The following is a 16,031-nucleotide window of genomic DNA, read 5'->3' on the forward strand; positions in this document are numbered from 1 at the left end:
TGTTTTTATAAGGGACAGCCCGGCTCAGCGGGTGCGTGGGTCGAACACCTTGTACAGCGCGTCGCTGATCAGGTTCAGCACCACGAAAATCAGGCCGATCACCAGCACGCAGCCCATCACCGCGTTCATGTCGCCCAGCATCAGGCTGCTGGTGAGGTACTGGCCGAAGCCAGGCCAGGCGAACACCGTCTCGATCAGCACCGCGCCTTCCAGCAGCGCGCCGTAGGCCAGGGCCACCACCGTCAGCAGCTGCACGAGGATGTTGCGAAAGGCATGGCCCCACACCACCTGGCGGCGCGACAAACCCTTGACCCGGGCAGTGACGATGTATTCCTGGGACAGCTGTTCGAGCATGAAGCTGCGGGTCATGCGGCTGATATAGGCCACCGAGTTGAGGCCCAGGATCAGCGCCGGCAGCACGATGTGGCTGAGGGCGCTGGCGAACGCCTCCCAGTCCCCGGCCAGGCTGGTGTCGATCAACAGCAGGCCGGTGACCTCGGGCACCAGGCCGTCGTAGGCCAGGCCGATGCGCCCGGCGCCGCCGGCCCAACCCAGCCAGGCGTAGAACACCAGCAGGCCCATCATGCCCAGCCAGAAAATCGGCGTGGAGTGGCCGAACAGGCCGATGACCCGGGCCAGGTGGTCGCCCGCGCGGCCCTGGTTGCTGGCGGCGCACACGCCCAGCGGCAGGCCGATCACCACGCCGAACAGGATGGCCAGGGTGGCCAGTTCCAGGGTGGCCGGAAACACCCGGCGGATGTCGTCCAGCACCGGGTGGCCGGTGAGCAGGGCGTTGCCGAAATTGCCGTGCAGCAGGTCGTTGAGGTACAGGCCGAACTGCATCCACAGCGGCTTGTCCAGGCCCATGGCCTGGTACACCTGGGCGTAGGTGGAGCGGTCGGCGTCAGGCCCGACCACCGCCAGCACCGGGTCCAGCGGCATCACCCGGCCAATGAAGAAGGTCAGCAGCAAAAGGCCCAGCAGGGTCACCAGCACGGTGCTGGCGCGCCGGGCGGTGGAGGACGCGCGAGCGCCCAGGGCAGAGGCAGTCATGACAAACATTGTGAGCTCCTGATAATCCGCACCGGGGCAGCCGGCGCGCCAGTTCCATCCGTGCCGCTCAGCGCAGCTTGTAGACATCCTTGTAGCGGGTGGTGGCGGCCGTGTGGCCCTGGTAGCCGGCGACGTCGGCGTGCACCAGCACGGTGTCGGTCATCTGCGACACCGGCAGGATGGCGCCCACCTGCTCATCGAGTTGCGCCTGGATGCGCTGGTAGTCGGCGGTCTGTCGCGCGGGGTCGGGCTCGACCTCGGCGCGCTCGATCTGCTGGTTCAGCGCGGCGCTGTAGAAGCTGGTGCGCCAGCCCTGGAAGTTGCTCAGCCGTGCCTGGTCACGGTTGTCCGGGTTGTACACCAGGGTGCGCAGGCTGGAGTGCGGGTGCCGCTCGGCGCCGCCACCGCCACGGCCGACGATGATGTCGAAGGTGCGCTCGCGCATGGCGCCGTAGACCTGGTTGCCGGTGCCCGTGAGGATGCTGGCCTGGATGCCGGCCAGGGCCAGGGTGGCCTGCAGGCTGGAGGCGATGTTGATGAAGGGCGGCTCGGCCAGCACCCGCACGGTGGTCTTGAAGCCATGGGGGTAGCCGGCCTGGGCCAGCAACGCCTTGGCCTGCGCCACGTCCAGGCGGTAGCCGGGGTCGGGTAGGCGCGCTGGCATGCCCAGGGGCAACGGCCGCTGGTTGAGCACGCCGTAGTACGGCATGACCGTGCGGTCGATGCCCTGGTAATCGATCAGCAGGCGCACCGCCTGGCGCACGCGCACGTCGGCGAACATCGGTTGCTTCAGGCTCAGGGCCACGTAATACAGGGTGGCGCGCGGCACGCTGTCGGTGCGCACCTGGGGGTTGCCCCGCTGGGCGGCGATGTCGGGCGCGGACATGCCCTTGGCAATGTCCAGGTCGCCGCGCTCGATCATCAGGCGCAGGGTCTGGGACTCGCTCATGTTGCGCATCACCACGCGCTTGAGCCTGGCGGGGCCACCCCAGTAGCCGTCGAAGCGGCTCATCAGGATCACGTCGTTGGCGCGCCAGTCATTGAGCACGAAGGCGCCGCTGCCGGCTGCGTGGGTTTTCAGCCAGGCGGCGCCCAGGTCGTTGCCCTGCTGGTGTTGCAGCACCTGCTGGCGGTCCAGGATAAACGCGCTGGGCGAGGTGGCCAGGGTGTTGAGCACCAGCAGCGGGTCGCTGGGCCGCGGCAACTCCAGCACGAAAGTGCTGGCATCGGGTGCGCGCAGGTAGCGCCCGGCGTTGTCGGCGGTGAAGCCGTAGGCCTTCCAGGTGGACGCCAGCGCCAGGTTGAGCGTGAGCACCCGTTGCAGCGACCAGGCCACGTCCTGCGCCGTGAGCGGGTTGCCGGACTGGAAGCGCACGCCCGGGCGCAGGGTAAAGGTCAGGGTGGTGCGGTCGGCGCTGACCTGCCATTGCTGCGCCAGGGCGGGCAGCAGCCGATCGGGCTGGGCGGCGTCCTGCACCAGCAGCATGTCGTAGAGGTTGGCGTTGACCTCGGCCACGTCCAGGCCCGTGGCCCCGGCCGGGTCCAGGGACAGCAGGTTGGCCATGCTCATGCCGACGATCAACTGGTCGGCGGGCGTTGCGGCGTAGGCTGCCGGCAGCGTGGTAAGCGCCAGTGCGGCCGCCAGCAGCCGTGGCCACAGCGAAGCAAGAATAGTCATGACGAGAGTGCCTTTTTTATAGTTATAGGGCCCTGGGGCAACCGGCTTGCGCCGGGCGCCCGCGTGCAACTCAATAGTGGTTGAGCGTGTGCGTCTCGATGAAGTCGAAGTCGATGTCCTCGCCCAGCCCCGGCAGGGCCGACAGGTGCACGAAGCCGTCGCTGTCCATGGGGTCGACCAGGCGCTTGAGGTAGGCCGGCACCTCGTCGTAGTCCAGGTACGGGTGCAGCAGGCCGCGCTCGTACCAGGTGCAGTTCTTGATGGCGCCGACCACCGCCAGGTTCGCCGCGCCGTTGCCGTGGATCTCGCAGTCCATGCCGAACGACTCCGCCAGGTGCGCCACCTTCAGGCACGGCGCAATGCCCCCTACCCCGGCCACCCCGGCGCGCAGGATGTCGCACACGCCGTGCTTGACCCAGCTGGCGCGGCTCAGGTGCTTGCCGGCCAGGGTCTCGGGGCCCAGCACCGGAATGTCCAGCTGCCCCGCCAGCCAGGCGTAGGACTCGGCCGACTCTTCCATCATCGGCTCCTCGAACCAGGCGAAATCGAGCCTCTGCAGTTCACGGCCGATGTACAGGGCATCGGTGCGGTTGTACCAGTGGTAGCCGTCGAGCATCAGCGCGATGTCCGGGCCCACCGCTTCGCGCACGGCCGCGCAGGCCTTGACGTCGATGCGCGGGCTGGGGGCGAAGGACACCGGCGGCATCCAGGTGTGCAGCTTGATGGCCTTGTAGCCGCGCTGCACCAGGGTCTCGGCGAAGCGCCCATAGTCTTCCGGGGTGGCCAGGCCGCCGGGCAGTTCGTCGCCGCACATGGTCGAACCGTAGGCCGGCACCTTGTCGCGGAAACCGCCGATCAGCTTGTGCACCGGCACCCCCAGCTTGCGCCCTGCCCAGTCCCACAGCGCCTGCTCCACCAGGGCCAGGGCGCGGTCGGTGAGCTGGCTGGCGCTGCCCCGCTGCCAGTGCGCCAGGTCGTGCCAGATCTTCTCGCGGTCGAAGGCGTTCTGGCCGATCAGCACCTTGCGCACGAAACCATCCAGCACGTAGGGGCGGATCAGTTCCGGGGCGCCGAAGGCATAGCCCTCGTCGCCGCCTTCGGTGCGGATGCGCAGCAGGGCCATCTGCGCCTGCGTGACGTCACCGGGGTAGGCGTGGCCGGCGCTGTCGACGGCGCGGCGGGTGGGGTAGGCAAAAACCTGGACGTTGACTGCTGTGATTCTCATGGGCGTCTTCAGCCTTTTTTTATTGGATTTGTGGGAAAGCTTGCGTCTGTTGGCGGCGAGCATATGTCATCGTACAACACTTGAAAAGCCCCTGAAAAAACCCAGCCACCTCGGCAAAAACCTGCGAATTTGCCGATTTAGTCCAGCATTCGCAATAACTTAGCCGCTGGAAGGTTCGCCTGTAAGCCCCATTGCAGATGTGTATCAGAAAAAAAATAGTGAAAAATCGTGGTTTATTCGTAGACGAGTCATCTTGTCGTACGATAACGTATTTCTAAGCCACAAATGAGATCCAAACGCAACACCTTGCTGTGAGTAGTGCTAGTCAACGCCCCCAACAAAAACAAAAAAGAAGACCGTATGAACACCACCCTACGCACGCTTGCCACGCTTGCGGCCCTGGGCTTGCCCTTCGCCGCCAGCGCCGATACCGCCAGCATCGACTACCGCCACCAGTACACCGACAGCGACCGCGCCCATGCCGACCGCATCAAGCTCAACTACCGGCTTGCCAGCGGGCTGGGTTTCGAAGCGGAGATGAAGTACCGCACCGCGGGTGACCGCCGGGACGTGGCCTACGACAACATGGTCAACAACGGCGAAGAGTTCACCGTGAGCTACAACTACACGCTCAACCCCCAGGCCACCCTGACCCCGGCCTTCCAGATGGACAGCTCCAGCGACGCCACCACCTACAAGTTCGGCCTCAAGTACAAGTACCGGATCAACGACCGCTACTACGTGGCCACCCGCTACCGCCTGGACACCAAGAAGCTCAACCGCGACGCGATTGACGAGGACATGGCCGACAACGCCAAGAACGACCAGCACGTCAACCGCTTCGAGGGCTGGCTGGGCTACACGCCGGCCAGCAAGTGGGCCTACGAGTACCAGTTCATCTACTTCAAGACCGACTACATCCGCTACGCCAACAAGAAAGACGACTACGAACAGAACCTGATCATCAAGTACGCACTGACCAGGCAGTGGGTGCCGTTCATGGAGATCGGCGACATCAAGGTCGATACCACCTCCGACGATCGCCAGGTGCGCTGGCGCCTGGGGGTCGTTTACAACTTCATGTAAACCCCCTTCCCTCCCGCAGCTCAATGGACGAACTGACCATGACCACGCAAGCCGCCACACCCAAACCTTTCCAGCGCATCCTGCTGACCGGCGCCGCCGGCGGCCTGGGGCAGATACTGCGCGAGGCCCTGCAGGCCCACGCCGACGTCGTGCGCGCCACCGACATCAGCCCCATGGCGCCCAGCCGGGGCGCCCACGATGAAGTACTGCCGGGCAACCTGGCCGACAAGGCCGGGGTCGCCGCTCTGTGCCAGGGGGTGGACGCCATCGTGCACCTGGGCGGGGTGTCGGTGGAGCGGCCGTTCGAGGAGATCCTGGAGGCCAACATCCGCGGCACCTTCCATGTGTACGAGGCGGCGCGGCAGCACGGCATCAAGCGCATCGTGTTCGCCAGCTCCAACCACGTCACCGGGTTCTACCCCCAGGGCGAGGCGCTGGATGCCCATTCGCCGCGGCGCCCAGACGGTTACTACGGCCTGTCCAAGGCCTATGGCGAAGACTTGGCCACCTTCTACTTCCACCGCTACGGCATCCAGACCGTGAGCCTGCGCATCGGCTCATCCTTCCCCGAACCGCGCAACCGGCGCATGTTGTCCACCTGGCTGAGCTACCCGGACCTTGAGCAGTTGGTGGCGCGTGCGCTGCTGACCAGGGACGTGGGCCATACCGTGGTGTACGGCGTTTCCGCCAACCGCGACCTGTGGTGGAGCAACCGCCATGCGGCCCACCTGGGCTATGCGCCGCAGGACAGTTCGGAGAAGTTCCGCGGGAAAATCGAGAGCCAGCCGCTGCCCGCCGTGGCCGAGGCCGGCAGCCAGTTCCAGGGCGGGCCGTTCACGGCCGCCGGGCCCTTCGAGGACGGCGCCGGGCGCTGAGGTTCAGGCGTTCGACGCCTCGGCGTCGGCGGCCTCGTAGGCGCGGCGCATGCGCTCGCGGCTGTTGGACAGGTGCAGGCGCATCGCCGCCCGGGCGGCGTCGCCGTCACGACGGGCGATGGCCTGGTAGATGTCTTCGTGCTCGCGGCTCAGGCGCTCCAGGTAGGGCTCGGTCTTGTCGTTGACCACCCGCGTGGAGTGCCGGCGCGCCCGCGGCAGGATGCTCACACCCAGGTGCAGCATGATGTCGGTGAAGTAGGCGTTGCCGGTGGCCAGGGCGATCTGCTGGTGGAACTGGAAGTCTGCCGCCACCGCGTACTCGACACTGATGACCCGCGAGTTGAGGGCGTCGAGGGATTCGCGCATCAGTTGCAGCTGTGCCTCGGTGCGCCGCGCGCAGGCCAGGCCGGCGGCCTCCACTTCCAGGCTGATGCGCAGTTCCAGCACCGCCAGCACGTCCTGCAGGGTGACCACGCTCGCCGGGTCGATGATAAAGCCGGTGGGACTGGGCAGGTCGAGGACGAAGGTGCCGATGCCATGGCGGGTTTCCACCAGGCCTGCGGCCTGCAGCCGCGAGATGGCCTCGCGCACCACCGTGCGGCTGACCCCGTGCTCGGCCATCACCTGGGATTCGGTCGGCAGCTTGGCCGCCGGCTTTATCTCGCCGCTATGGATGCGCCGCGACAGCTCGGCGACCAGGTCCTCGGCCAGGCTGCGGTGCCGGGCGCGAACACTGGTGGGGGCATCTTGATAATCCATCGGCGGCAAACATCCCGGTAGGCGAATGAACGCGCATCATAGCTCATTTGGTTGTACGACAACGATCCCACCGCGCCACCGCCCAGACACCGCCCCGTAGCAGCGGCCGCAGGCCGCGTCATCGGGGCAGCCGCAGCACCGCCCGCAACCCACCGCCGGCGGCGTTGGCCAGCACCAGGCTGCCGCCGTGGGCGCCGGCCACGGTGTTGGCGATGCTCAGGCCCAGGCCGTAGCCGCCGGAGCTGGCGTTGCGCGAGCCTTCCACGCGGTAGAAGGGTTCCAGCACCTGCTGCAACAAATGCTCGGGAATGCCCGGCCCATGGTCGCGGATGGTGATGCTCAGCTGTTGGTCGCTGTCTTCCACCAGCACCTGCACCTGGCCGCCATAGCGCACGGCGTTCTCCAGCAGGTTGTGCACGCAGCGCTTGAGGCTGCGGGCGAACGCCGGGATCGGCTGCTGGGCGCGGCCCTGCACCTCGATGTGTTCGCCCAGGTCGTCGAAATCGGCCTGCAGGCTCAGCAGCAGCGAGTTGATGTCCAGCGGCTGCCGCTCCTCGCTGACCTGGCCGCCGGCGACGAACTCCAGGGTGCTGGCCACCATCTGTTCCATGTCATCGAGGTCACGGCGCAACTGCGCCTGCAGCTCGGGCTCGGCGACCTTCTCGGCGCGCAGGCGCAGGCGCGTGATGGGCGAGCGCAGGTCGTGGGAAATGGCCGCCAAGAAGCGCGTGCGCTCAGCCAGGTTGGCGATCAGCCGCTGCTGCATGGCGTTGAACGCCTCGGCCGCGCGGCGCACCTCCACCGGGCCGGTCAACAGCAGCGGCGCCCGATGAATGTCGCGGCCCAGGCGCTGGGCCGCTTCGGTGAGCTGGGTCAGGGGGCGGATGGCCAGGCGCACCGCCACCATGGCGATCAACACCAGCACCACGATGCGCAGCAGGTAAATGCGCAGGATGTAGTCCAGCACGATGTCCTGGGGCGTGCGGCTGCTCCAGCCCTGGTCTTCCAGGGCCTGCACCTGCAGCCAGCGGTTGTCGGGCAGGCGCACGTCAATCAGGTAGCGCCCCGCCGCCGGGTGCCCGGCCATCAGCTGGGTCCAGCCCACGCGTTTGTTCTCGCCATCGACCATGTCCAGGCGCAGCAGGTGCAGGGTTTCCACGTAGCCGGTGCGCTGCGACACCACCTTCTCCAGCAGGCGTTGGGTGGGCTCGTCGCTCTCGGCCAGGCGCTCCTGCCGGGTGCTGGCGCTGTCGCTGAGGCTGAGGTGGAAGCGCGGCGAGTCGAGCATGGCCACCAGCGCCTCCACCTGCGCCGGGTCGCGGTGGGCCTGGCGGACGATGTCGGCGACCCGCGCGGCGATCAGCCGCGTGGGAATCTCCAGCACCTGGCTGTGGCGCACGTCGAACCAGATGCTGCTGGTGAGCAGCTGCGCCGCCAGCATGCCGGCCACCAGGATGATCACCAGCCGCCCGAACAGCGTGCGTGGCCACAGCCTCATGACGGCTGTGCGTCGACGTCGACGGTGAGCATATAGCCCTCGTTGCGCACCGTCTTGATCAGGCCGGGGTCCAGCTGCTGGCGCAGGCGGCTGACACACACGTCAATGGCGCGGTCGAACGGCGTGCTGGCCTTGTCGAACACATGGTTAAGCAGGAACTCGCGGCTCAGCGGCCGGTTGGGGTGCTGCAGCAGCAGGCGCAGCACGCGGAAATCGGAGTTGCCCAGGTTGATCACCACCCCCGCCGGCGACAGCACGTGGCGCGCGCGGGTGTCCAGCTGCCAGGCGCCGAAGCGGATCAGCGCCACGTCGTCCACCCGCGCCCGGTCAGGGAAGCTCTGCACCCGGCGCAGCACCACCTTGATGCGCACCAGCAGCTCGCGCGGGTCGAAGGGCTTGGGCAGGTAGTCGTCGGCGCCTATTTCCAGGCCGACGATGCGGTCGACCAGGGTGCCGCGGGCGGTGAGCATGATCACCGGGGTGTTGGACGTCACGCGCAGCTCGCGGCACAGGCTCAGGCCGTCCTCGCCGGGCAGCATCACGTCCAGCACGATCAGGTCGATGACGTTCAGCTCCAGGCGCCGGCGCATCTCGCGGCCGTCGGCGGCGGTGGTGACCTGGTAGCCGGCGTCGCGCAGGTAATCGCCCAGCAACTGGCGGATTTCGGGGTCGTCGTCGACGACCAGCAGGTGGTCTTGCTTGCTCATCAAAGGTGCTTTTTATCTCGGCGTATGAAAGCCCGCCCCGTGCAGGCCGGGGACAGGCGGCTACCAATAGTCAAAATTCGCCGCCCTGGCGGGCGCAAATGTAATGGAATGTGTTGGAACGCAATAACGCTGCGTTTTCGATACAAAGCCCCGCCTTGCAGGCCGGGAGCGCTCATTAGACTACCAATCTAAATAAGATCGATTCCAATTTAACACAAGGTAGTACAAATGAAGTCGTCCCCTTCACCGGCCACAGGCCTCACCCTGCAACGCACCCTGGCACCGCTGCTGGGCATCGCCACCCTGGGCGTGGTGCCCGCCCCTGGCTGGGCCGACACGGCCCAGGCCAGCGGCGCCATCAGCCTGCCCGACATCAACGTCGACAGCGACCGCCCCAGCCTCTACAAGACCGACCGCGCGTCGTCGGCCAAGATCGGCGCGCCGCTGCTGGACGCCCCGCAGAGCGTCACCGTGGTGCCGCAGCAGGTGATCACCGAGCAGAACGCCCAGAGCCTGCAGGAAGTGCTGCGCAACGTGCCGGGCATCACCTTCATGTCCGGCGAGGGCAACCTGGGCTGGGGCGACCTGTTCTCCATCCGCGGCTTCAGCTCGGAGCAGAGCCTGACCGTGGACGGCGTGCGCGACGCCGGCATGTCCACCCGCACCGACACCTTCAACCTGGCCCAGGCCGAGGTCTACAAAGGCACCGGCTCGGTGGAATCGGGCGTGTCGGCGGTGGGCGGCAGCGTCAACCTGCTGAGCAAGGAAGCCCACCTGGGCAACGCCAACAAGGTCTCGGCCGGCATCGGCACCGACGCCTACAAGCGCGTCACCGGCGACTTCAACTACCAGCTCAACGACACCAGCGCGGTGCGCGTCAACCTGATGCGCCACTACAACCAGGTCAGCGAGCGCGACAACGTCGACTACGACCGCTACGGCCTGGCCACCTCGTTCGCCACCGGCCTTGGCACCGACACCCGCTACTTCCTCGACCTGTTCTACCAGAAGGACGACAACACCCCCGACACCGGCCTGCCGATCCAGCGCGGCACCAACGGCGACACCATGCCGGGCGTCAAGCGCAGCAACTGGTACGGCTCCGACCTGTACACCCAGCAGACCAAGACCATGTCGCTGACCGCCCGCGTGGAGCACGACTTCGACAACGACTCGCACCTGCGCAACCAGCTGCGCTGGGAACGCACCGACAGCTTCTCGGTGCTGTCGCCGGCGCGCTTCTTCGCCAGCGACGCCAGCGGCAACAAGACCTGCAGCGGCACCCGCTGCGCCAACCTGGGCTACACCGGCGTGGGCGCCGTGAGCCAGGTGCCCAACAGCACCGTCAACGCCTACACCGACTACGTCAACAACAGCAACACCGCCTACGGCATCCTGCGCGGCAACAACTACGGGCAGTCCAAGCGCTACACCATCCTCGACAACCAGACCGACTACAGCTTCAGCTTCAACACCGGCGCGCTGCAGCACTCGATTGTCAGCGGCCTGGAGTTCTACCACGAGACCTACGGCGGCCTGGCCCGCGACGCCGAAGTGCCGACCGGCAACATGGTCTTCGACATGGCCGACCCGTCCCACGACTTCCCCAGCACCTGGACCGTGGAAGGCTCCGGCGACCCGCGCTCGGTGGTGGACGACTCGGCGGTGTATGTGGGCGACACCATCAACCTCAACGAGCAGTGGCAAGTGCTGGGTTCGCTGCGCTATGACTACTGGAAAGCGCAAACCACCCAGCGCGACGTGGCCACCATCAGCAGCAGCGACGGCGCCCTCAGCGGCCGCGCCGGCATCGTCTACAAACCGCTGCCCAACGGCAGCATCTACGCCTCCTACAGCTCGGCGGCGCAACCCTCGGCGGTGGGCGCGTCCACCAATAACCAGATCTACGGGGCCGCCACCACCAGCAACTACACCCCGGCCCGCGCCAAGACCTACGAGGTGGGCACCAAGTGGGACCTGGCCCACGACCGCCTGAACCTCACCGCCGCGCTGTTCCGCACCGAGCTGGACAACTCCTGGGAATACGCCGAGGGCGAGACCTCGCCCGTGCGTGCCCTGCCCGCCAAGCGCGTAGACGGCGTGGAGCTGGGGCTGTCGGGCAACATCACCGACCGCTGGACCGCCTTCACCGGCTTCTCGGCCATGAAGAGCGTGCAGACCAAGGGCGCCAACAAGGGCAGCGAGGCCAAGAACGTCCCCGACCTGACCTTCAACCTGTGGACCACCTACGACGTCACCGATGACCTGAGCCTGAGCTACGGCGCCAACTACGTGGGCCGCCGCCGCTACACCGACAACAAGTACGTGGGTGGCCAGAGCAACAACAGCAGCTACGCCAGCGGCGCCTCGGGCGTGTACGCGGTGTACGTGAAGGACAACGAAAAGGCCCCCGGCTACTGGCTGCAGAACCTGGCCGCGCAGTACAAGGTCAACGCCCAGACCACCGTGCACGTCAACCTCAACAACATCTTCAACACCTTCTACTACAGCCAGATCGGTGCCTCGCTGGACGGTTTCCAGCTGTATGGCGTGCCGGGTGCCGGGCGCACCCTCACCGCCAGTGTCGACTACAGCTTCTGAGGCCTGGCCATGCTGATCGAGATCCCTTCGCTGTTTAGCGCCGATGAACTGCAGCAACTGCGCCAGCACCTGCTGGCCCAGCCCTGGGGCGACGGCAAGGCCACCGCCGGCGTGGGTTCGGCGCGGGCCAAGCACAACCGCCAGCTGGCCGAGGACAACCCCCAGGCCATCCATCTGGGGGGGCAGATTTTGGCGCGGCTGGGCGACAACGCGCTGTTCATGTCGGCCGCCCTGCCGAAGAAGATCTACCCGCCGTTGTTCAACCGCTACGGCGAGGGGGAATCGTTCGGCTTCCATATCGACAATGCCATTCGTGGCCTCAAGGGCGTGCGCGAACGGGTGCGCACCGACCTCTCGGCGACGCTGTTCCTCAGCGACCCTGACAGCTACGACGGCGGCGAGCTGGTGATCCGCGACACCTTCGGCGAACGCCGGGTGAAGCTGGCCGCCGGTAGCCTGGTGCTGTACCCCGGCACCAGCGTGCACCGCATCGAACCGGTCACCCGTGGCGAGCGCCTGGCGGCGTTCTTCTGGGTGGAAAGCCTGGTGCGCGAGGACAGCCAGCGCAGCCTGCTGCTGGACATGGACGTGGCCATCCAGCGCCTCGACCAGCAGCAGGCCGACGCCGAATCGCTGCTGCAACTGACCGGTGTGTACCACAACCTGCTGCGCCGCTGGAGCGACGTTTAACCACCTGTGGGAGCTGGCTTGCCAGCGAGCTGTTGTGCCCCCGAAAAGCTCGCTGGCAAGCCAGCTCCCACGCCCCCCCCTTCAAAGGAGCTTATTGCCCATGTTCACCCCCAAAGCGCTGTTGCGCTGCGCCCTCCCCCTGCTGCTGGCCCTGGCCGGCCAGGCTGCCCAGGCCCATGAGGTCACCGACGTGCTCGGCCGCCACGTGCAGGTGCCCGACCACGTCAACCGCGTGGTGCTGGGCGAAGGCCGCCTGATTGGCGCCCTGGCCCTGCTGGACAAGGACGCGCCGTTCGCCCGCGTGGTCGGCTGGCAGAACGACATGCGCCTGCTGGACGCCCACACCTATGACGTCTATGCGGCGAAATTCCCGCAGATCAAGGACATCCCCCTGATCGGCCAGGCCTCCGAACAAAGCGTCAGCGCCGAGCAGATCCTGGCGCTGAAACCCGACCTGGCCATCTTCAGCATTTCCGGCCACGGCCCCACCGAGCACAGCCCGGTGGCCGACGTGCTGGCCAAGGCCGGCGTCGCGGTGCTGTTCGTCGACTTCCGCATCAACCCGGTACAAGGCACCGAGACCAGCCTGACCGCCCTGGGCCAGGCCCTGGGCCGCGAGCCGCAAGCCCAGGCCTACCTGGACTTCTACCAGCAACACATCAAGCACATCACCGACGTGGTCGGCGACCCGGCCCTGGCCCAGCGCCCGAAAGTGTTCCTGGAGCTGCTGGCCGGCGTCTGGCAGGCCCCTGGCCACACCACCGGCAAGAGCGGCCTGGGTGAGATCATCCAGCTGGTCGGCGGGCGCAACATCGCCGCCGACGTGGTGCCCGGCGCCCTGGGCGACGTCAGCGTGGAATACGCCCTGCAGGCCGACCCGGACGTGTACGTGGCCAGCGGCAACCACCAGCCGGGGCTGATCCTGGGTGCCGGCGTTACCCCGCAGCAGGCCGAGGCGTCGCTGCACAAGGTGCTCGAGCGCCCCGAGTTCAAGCCCCTGCGCGCCATCCAGGCCGGCAACGCCCACGGCCTGTGGCATGACTTCTACAACTCGCCGTACAACCTGCTGGCCATCGAAGCCCTGGCCAAGTGGGTCAACCCCCAGGCCTTCAAGGACCTCGACCCGGCCGCGACCCAGGCGCAGATCAACCAGCAATTCCTCAGCATTCCGATGCAAGGGCAGTACTGGGTGGACGCCCGCTGATGGCCGTGCCACTGCCTGACCTGGCCAGCGTCAGCCTGGCCTACCGGCGGTGCCTGGCACGGCGCTGCCAATTGATCGGCGGCCTGGCCCTGCTGTTGCTGATGGCGCTGCTGATCGACCTGGCCAGCGGCCCGTCGGGCATGGGCCTGGCGACCCTGCTGCGCGGCATCGTCCAGCCGCAGAGCCTGGACGCCATGCAGCAGGTGATCCTGTGGAACGTGCGCCTGCCCTACGCCCTGATGGCGGTGCTGGTGGGCGCCGCGCTGTCGCTGGCCGGCGCCGAGATGCAGGCCATCCTCGACAACCCGCTGGCCAGCCCCTTCACCCTGGGGGTGTCCTCGGCGGCGGCGCTGGGCGCCTCGCTGGTGATCGTGTTCCCGCTGGCCACGGCGTGGCTAAGCAACGACAGCGCCATTTCCCTGGCCGCGTTCGTGTTCGCCTGCGCCTCGGTGTTCCTGCTGCAGTTCATGTCGCGGCTACGTGGCGCCGGGGTGCAGAGCCTGGTGCTGTTCGGCATTGCCCTGGTGTTCAGCTGCAACGCGCTGGTGTCGCTGCTGCAACTGCTGGCCACCGAGGACGTGCTGCAGCAGCTGCTGTTCTGGACCCTGGGCAGCGTCACCCGGGCCAACTGGAACAAGCTGTCGATCCTGGCGGCGGTGCTGGCCGTGGTGATGCCGTTCAGCTTCGCCGCGGCGCCGCGCCTGACCCTGCTGCGCATGGGCCAGGACCGCGCCATGAGCTTCGGCGTCAACGTCAGGCGCCTGCGCTTCCTGGCGCTGCTGCGCATCAGCCTGCTCAGCGCCGTGGCCGTGGCCTTCGTCGGTACCATCGGTTTCATCGGCCTGGTGGGCCCGCACATCGCCCGCCTGCTGGTGGGTGAAGACCAGCGCTTCCTGCTGCCGGCCAGCGTGCTGGTGGGCGGCCTGCTGCTGTCGCTGTCGTCCATCGCCAGCAAGCTGATTCTGCCGGGGGTGGTGGTGCCGGTGGGCATCGTCACTGCCCTGGTGGGCGTGCCGGTGTTCGTGTTGTTGGTGTTCAAACGTGGAGCGCGCTCATGAATCGCCTGCCCGGCCTTGCGGTCAACCAACTGTCAGTGCGCTACGGGCGCCGGCAGGTGGTGCATGAACTGAGCCTGCCGCTGCTGCGGCGCGGCACCCTGACGGCGCTGATCGGCCCCAACGGCGCCGGCAAGTCGACCCTGCTGCGGGCCATGGCCGGCCTTGAACCGTGCAGCGGCGCGCTGCTGCTGGACGGCCACGACCTGGCCCGCCTGGCGCCGTCCGAGCGCGGCCAGCGGGTGACCTACATGCCGCAGACGCTGCCGCCGAACCTGGCCTTGAGCGTGCTGGAATGCGTGCTGGCCGCGGTGCGCGCCAAGGACCCCAGCCTGCGCGGCGACCCCGCCCTGCAACAGGCCCTGGCCGCCCTGCAGCAACTGGGCATCGCCCACCTGGGCGACGTGGCCCTGGACAGTTTGTCCGGTGGCCAGCGGCAGCTGGTGAGCCTGGCCCAGGTGGTGGCGCGCACGCCCCAGGTGATGCTGCTGGACGAACCCACCAGCGCCCTCGACCTCAATTACCAGCTCAAGGTGATGGAGTGCGTGCGCGCGCAGGTGGTGACGCACCAGTTGATCGGCGTGGTGGTGCTGCACGACATCAACCTGGCGGCGCGCTTCGCCGACCAGCTGGCCGTGCTCGACCAGGGCCGGCTCTACGGCTGCGGCACCCCGCACCAGGTGCTCAACCCCACGCTGTTCCACGACGTGTACAACGTGCAGGCGCGGGTGGAGCGTTGTTCGCGGCAGTCATTGCAGGTGGTGGTGGACCACGCGCTGTAGGGGCAGCCTGGTTATCGCTCACACACCGTAGCGCGCCGCCGGCAAGGCATGGCTGAACTTGCTCGACAGCGCGCGGCGGCCCTGCTCCCACGCCTGCCACTCGTGCTCCTCATGCAGGCCTGGGATGGTCACCGGCTCGCCCTGGTCCAGGCCCACCAGCGCGGCATCCACCAGGTGCGCAGCCGTCATGGTGTTGGCCCCGGCCTTCTGCGCCGCGTAGCCGGCCACGTCCCAGAACTCGGTGGCCGTAGCGCCGGGCAGCACGGTCTGGATGCGCACGCCCTTGTCGCCCAGGTCCCGTTGCAGCGCGTGGCCGAAACTGAGCACGTAGGACTTGGAGGCGCTGTAGACGCCGTTGAGCATCTCCACGGCAATGCCGACCACCGAGGAGATATTGACGATCGTGCCTGCGCCGCGAGCGACAAAGGCCGGTGCCACCGCGTAGGTCAGGCGCGTGAGCGCGGTGATGTTGAGGCCGATCATGGCCTGCATGGCGTCTGCATCACCCTTGAGGATCGACGCCACCGAGCCGACGCCGGCGTTGTTCACCAGCAGGGTGATGTTGGCGTCGTCGCGCAGCACGGCTTCGACCTTGGCCAGGTCGGCCAGGTCATTGAGGTCGGCCGCCAGCGGAGTGACGGTGCGGCCGGTCTCGGCCTGCAGTTTTTCCGCCAGGGCGGCCAGGCGTTGTTGGTTGCGGGCGACCAGGATCAGGTCGTAACCGCGCCTGGCCAGGCGGTCGGCGTACACGGCGCCGATGCCGGTGGATGCGCCGGTGATCAGGGCGGTGCCTTTGGGGGTTGGGGTGGTCATGGTGG

The 16,031-nt window shown here is 67.4% G+C and carries 14 protein-coding genes; 7 read left to right on the forward strand and 7 right to left on the reverse strand.

Translation table 11 applies throughout. The annotated features are described in order from the left end of the window. Nucleotides 1–24 precede the first annotated feature (24 nt). From RAM80_RS04140 to RAM80_RS04150, 3 genes are all read right to left on the reverse strand, one after another. Entirely contained in the window at nt 25–1,053 is a 1,029-nt protein-coding gene (locus tag RAM80_RS04140) for an ABC transporter permease (protein WP_416427410.1), read from the reverse strand. A 67-nt stretch (nt 1,054–1,120) separates the two neighbouring features. Further along, complete coding sequence (locus RAM80_RS04145; RefSeq protein ID WP_416424969.1) at nt 1,121–2,731, reverse strand: ABC transporter substrate-binding protein; 1,611 nt, start codon at nt 2,729–2,731, stop codon at nt 1,121–1,123. Between the two features lie 70 nt (nt 2,732–2,801). After that, nucleotides 2,802–3,956, reverse strand: a complete 1,155-nt coding sequence (locus RAM80_RS04150) for a mandelate racemase family protein (protein ID WP_416424970.1) — start codon at nt 3,954–3,956, stop codon at nt 2,802–2,804. A gap of 360 nt (nt 3,957–4,316) precedes the next feature. Here RAM80_RS04150 and RAM80_RS04155 point away from each other — a divergent pair, with 360 nt between their 5' ends. After that, nucleotides 4,317–5,042 carry an oligogalacturonate-specific porin KdgM family protein gene (locus RAM80_RS04155; RefSeq protein ID WP_416424971.1) on the forward strand — a complete coding sequence of 242 codons (726 nt, stop codon included), beginning with the start codon at nt 4,317–4,319 and terminating at the stop codon, nt 5,040–5,042. 38 nt (nt 5,043–5,080) lie between these two features. Further along, nucleotides 5,081–5,917, forward strand: coding sequence for an NAD-dependent epimerase/dehydratase family protein (locus tag RAM80_RS04160; RefSeq protein ID WP_416424972.1), 837 nt, complete (start codon nt 5,081–5,083; stop codon nt 5,915–5,917). A gap of 3 nt (nt 5,918–5,920) precedes the next feature. On the opposite strand, the gene RAM80_RS04165 is transcribed toward RAM80_RS04160, so the two are convergent. The 3 genes from RAM80_RS04165 to RAM80_RS04175 form a co-directional block, all read right to left on the reverse strand. After that, nucleotides 5,921–6,676 carry a FadR/GntR family transcriptional regulator gene (locus RAM80_RS04165; protein WP_416424973.1) on the reverse strand — a complete coding sequence of 252 codons (756 nt, stop codon included), beginning with the start codon at nt 6,674–6,676 and terminating at the stop codon, nt 5,921–5,923. A gap of 118 nt (nt 6,677–6,794) precedes the next feature. Continuing rightward, nucleotides 6,795–8,174: an ATP-binding protein gene (locus RAM80_RS04170; protein ID WP_416424974.1), complete on the reverse strand. Its 1,380-nt coding sequence runs from the start codon at nt 8,172–8,174 to the stop codon at nt 6,795–6,797. After that, nucleotides 8,171–8,881 carry a response regulator gene (locus RAM80_RS04175; RefSeq protein WP_416424975.1) on the reverse strand — a complete coding sequence of 237 codons (711 nt, stop codon included), beginning with the start codon at nt 8,879–8,881 and terminating at the stop codon, nt 8,171–8,173. Before RAM80_RS04175 ends, RAM80_RS04170 begins: the two co-directional genes overlap by 4 nt. 228 nt (nt 8,882–9,109) lie before the next feature. Here RAM80_RS04175 and RAM80_RS04180 point away from each other — a divergent pair, with 228 nt between their 5' ends. From RAM80_RS04180 to RAM80_RS04200, 5 genes are all read left to right on the forward strand, one after another. Beyond that, the gene (locus RAM80_RS04180) at nt 9,110–11,482 is read left to right on the forward strand and encodes a TonB-dependent receptor (RefSeq protein WP_416424976.1); all 2,373 of its coding nucleotides are present in this window, start codon (nt 9,110–9,112) and stop codon (nt 11,480–11,482) included. A gap of 9 nt (nt 11,483–11,491) precedes the next feature. Next, on the forward strand, nt 11,492–12,172 hold the full coding sequence (locus RAM80_RS04185; RefSeq protein ID WP_416424977.1) for a Fe2+-dependent dioxygenase: 681 nt from the start codon (nt 11,492–11,494) through the stop codon (nt 12,170–12,172). Nucleotides 12,173–12,272: 100 nt separating this feature from the next. Next, nucleotides 12,273–13,376: an ABC transporter substrate-binding protein gene (locus RAM80_RS04190; protein WP_416424978.1), complete on the forward strand. Its 1,104-nt coding sequence runs from the start codon at nt 12,273–12,275 to the stop codon at nt 13,374–13,376. Continuing rightward, nucleotides 13,376–14,434 carry a FecCD family ABC transporter permease gene (locus RAM80_RS04195; protein ID WP_416424979.1) on the forward strand — a complete coding sequence of 353 codons (1,059 nt, stop codon included), beginning with the start codon at nt 13,376–13,378 and terminating at the stop codon, nt 14,432–14,434. The genes RAM80_RS04190 and RAM80_RS04195 overlap by 1 nt, the downstream gene beginning before the upstream one ends. Then, nucleotides 14,431–15,213, forward strand: a complete 783-nt coding sequence (locus RAM80_RS04200) for an ABC transporter ATP-binding protein (RefSeq protein ID WP_416424980.1) — start codon at nt 14,431–14,433, stop codon at nt 15,211–15,213. Before RAM80_RS04195 ends, RAM80_RS04200 begins: the two co-directional genes overlap by 4 nt. Nucleotides 15,214–15,231: 18 nt before the next feature. Here RAM80_RS04200 and RAM80_RS04205 read toward each other — a convergent pair whose 3' ends face one another. Next, nucleotides 15,232–16,026 carry an SDR family NAD(P)-dependent oxidoreductase gene (locus RAM80_RS04205; protein WP_416424981.1) on the reverse strand — a complete coding sequence of 265 codons (795 nt, stop codon included), beginning with the start codon at nt 16,024–16,026 and terminating at the stop codon, nt 15,232–15,234. Nucleotides 16,027–16,031 lie beyond the last annotated feature (5 nt).

This window comes from Pseudomonas sp. App30 (assembly GCF_047947025.1).
GTDB lineage: Bacteria > Pseudomonadota > Gammaproteobacteria > Pseudomonadales > Pseudomonadaceae > Aquipseudomonas.

Coding starts and splice junctions, on each gene's coding strand:
- RAM80_RS04140 (WP_416427410.1), bottom strand. CDS start 1,053: ATGACTGCCTCTGCCCTGGGCGCTCGCGCGTCCTCCACCGCCCGGCGC.
- RAM80_RS04145 (WP_416424969.1), bottom strand. CDS start 2,731: ATGACTATTCTTGCTTCGCTGTGGCCACGGCTGCTGGCGGCCGCACTG.
- RAM80_RS04150 (WP_416424970.1), bottom strand. CDS start 3,956: ATGAGAATCACAGCAGTCAACGTCCAGGTTTTTGCCTACCCCACCCGC.
- RAM80_RS04155 (WP_416424971.1), top strand. CDS start 4,317: ATGAACACCACCCTACGCACGCTTGCCACGCTTGCGGCCCTGGGCTTG.
- RAM80_RS04160 (WP_416424972.1), top strand. CDS start 5,081: ATGACCACGCAAGCCGCCACACCCAAACCTTTCCAGCGCATCCTGCTG.
- RAM80_RS04165 (WP_416424973.1), bottom strand. CDS start 6,676: ATGGATTATCAAGATGCCCCCACCAGTGTTCGCGCCCGGCACCGCAGC.
- RAM80_RS04170 (WP_416424974.1), bottom strand. CDS start 8,174: ATGAGGCTGTGGCCACGCACGCTGTTCGGGCGGCTGGTGATCATCCTG.
- RAM80_RS04175 (WP_416424975.1), bottom strand. CDS start 8,881: ATGAGCAAGCAAGACCACCTGCTGGTCGTCGACGACGACCCCGAAATC.
- RAM80_RS04180 (WP_416424976.1), top strand. CDS start 9,110: ATGAAGTCGTCCCCTTCACCGGCCACAGGCCTCACCCTGCAACGCACC.
- RAM80_RS04185 (WP_416424977.1), top strand. CDS start 11,492: ATGCTGATCGAGATCCCTTCGCTGTTTAGCGCCGATGAACTGCAGCAA.
- RAM80_RS04190 (WP_416424978.1), top strand. CDS start 12,273: ATGTTCACCCCCAAAGCGCTGTTGCGCTGCGCCCTCCCCCTGCTGCTG.
- RAM80_RS04195 (WP_416424979.1), top strand. CDS start 13,376: ATGGCCGTGCCACTGCCTGACCTGGCCAGCGTCAGCCTGGCCTACCGG.
- RAM80_RS04200 (WP_416424980.1), top strand. CDS start 14,431: ATGAATCGCCTGCCCGGCCTTGCGGTCAACCAACTGTCAGTGCGCTAC.
- RAM80_RS04205 (WP_416424981.1), bottom strand. CDS start 16,026: ATGACCACCCCAACCCCCAAAGGCACCGCCCTGATCACCGGCGCATCC.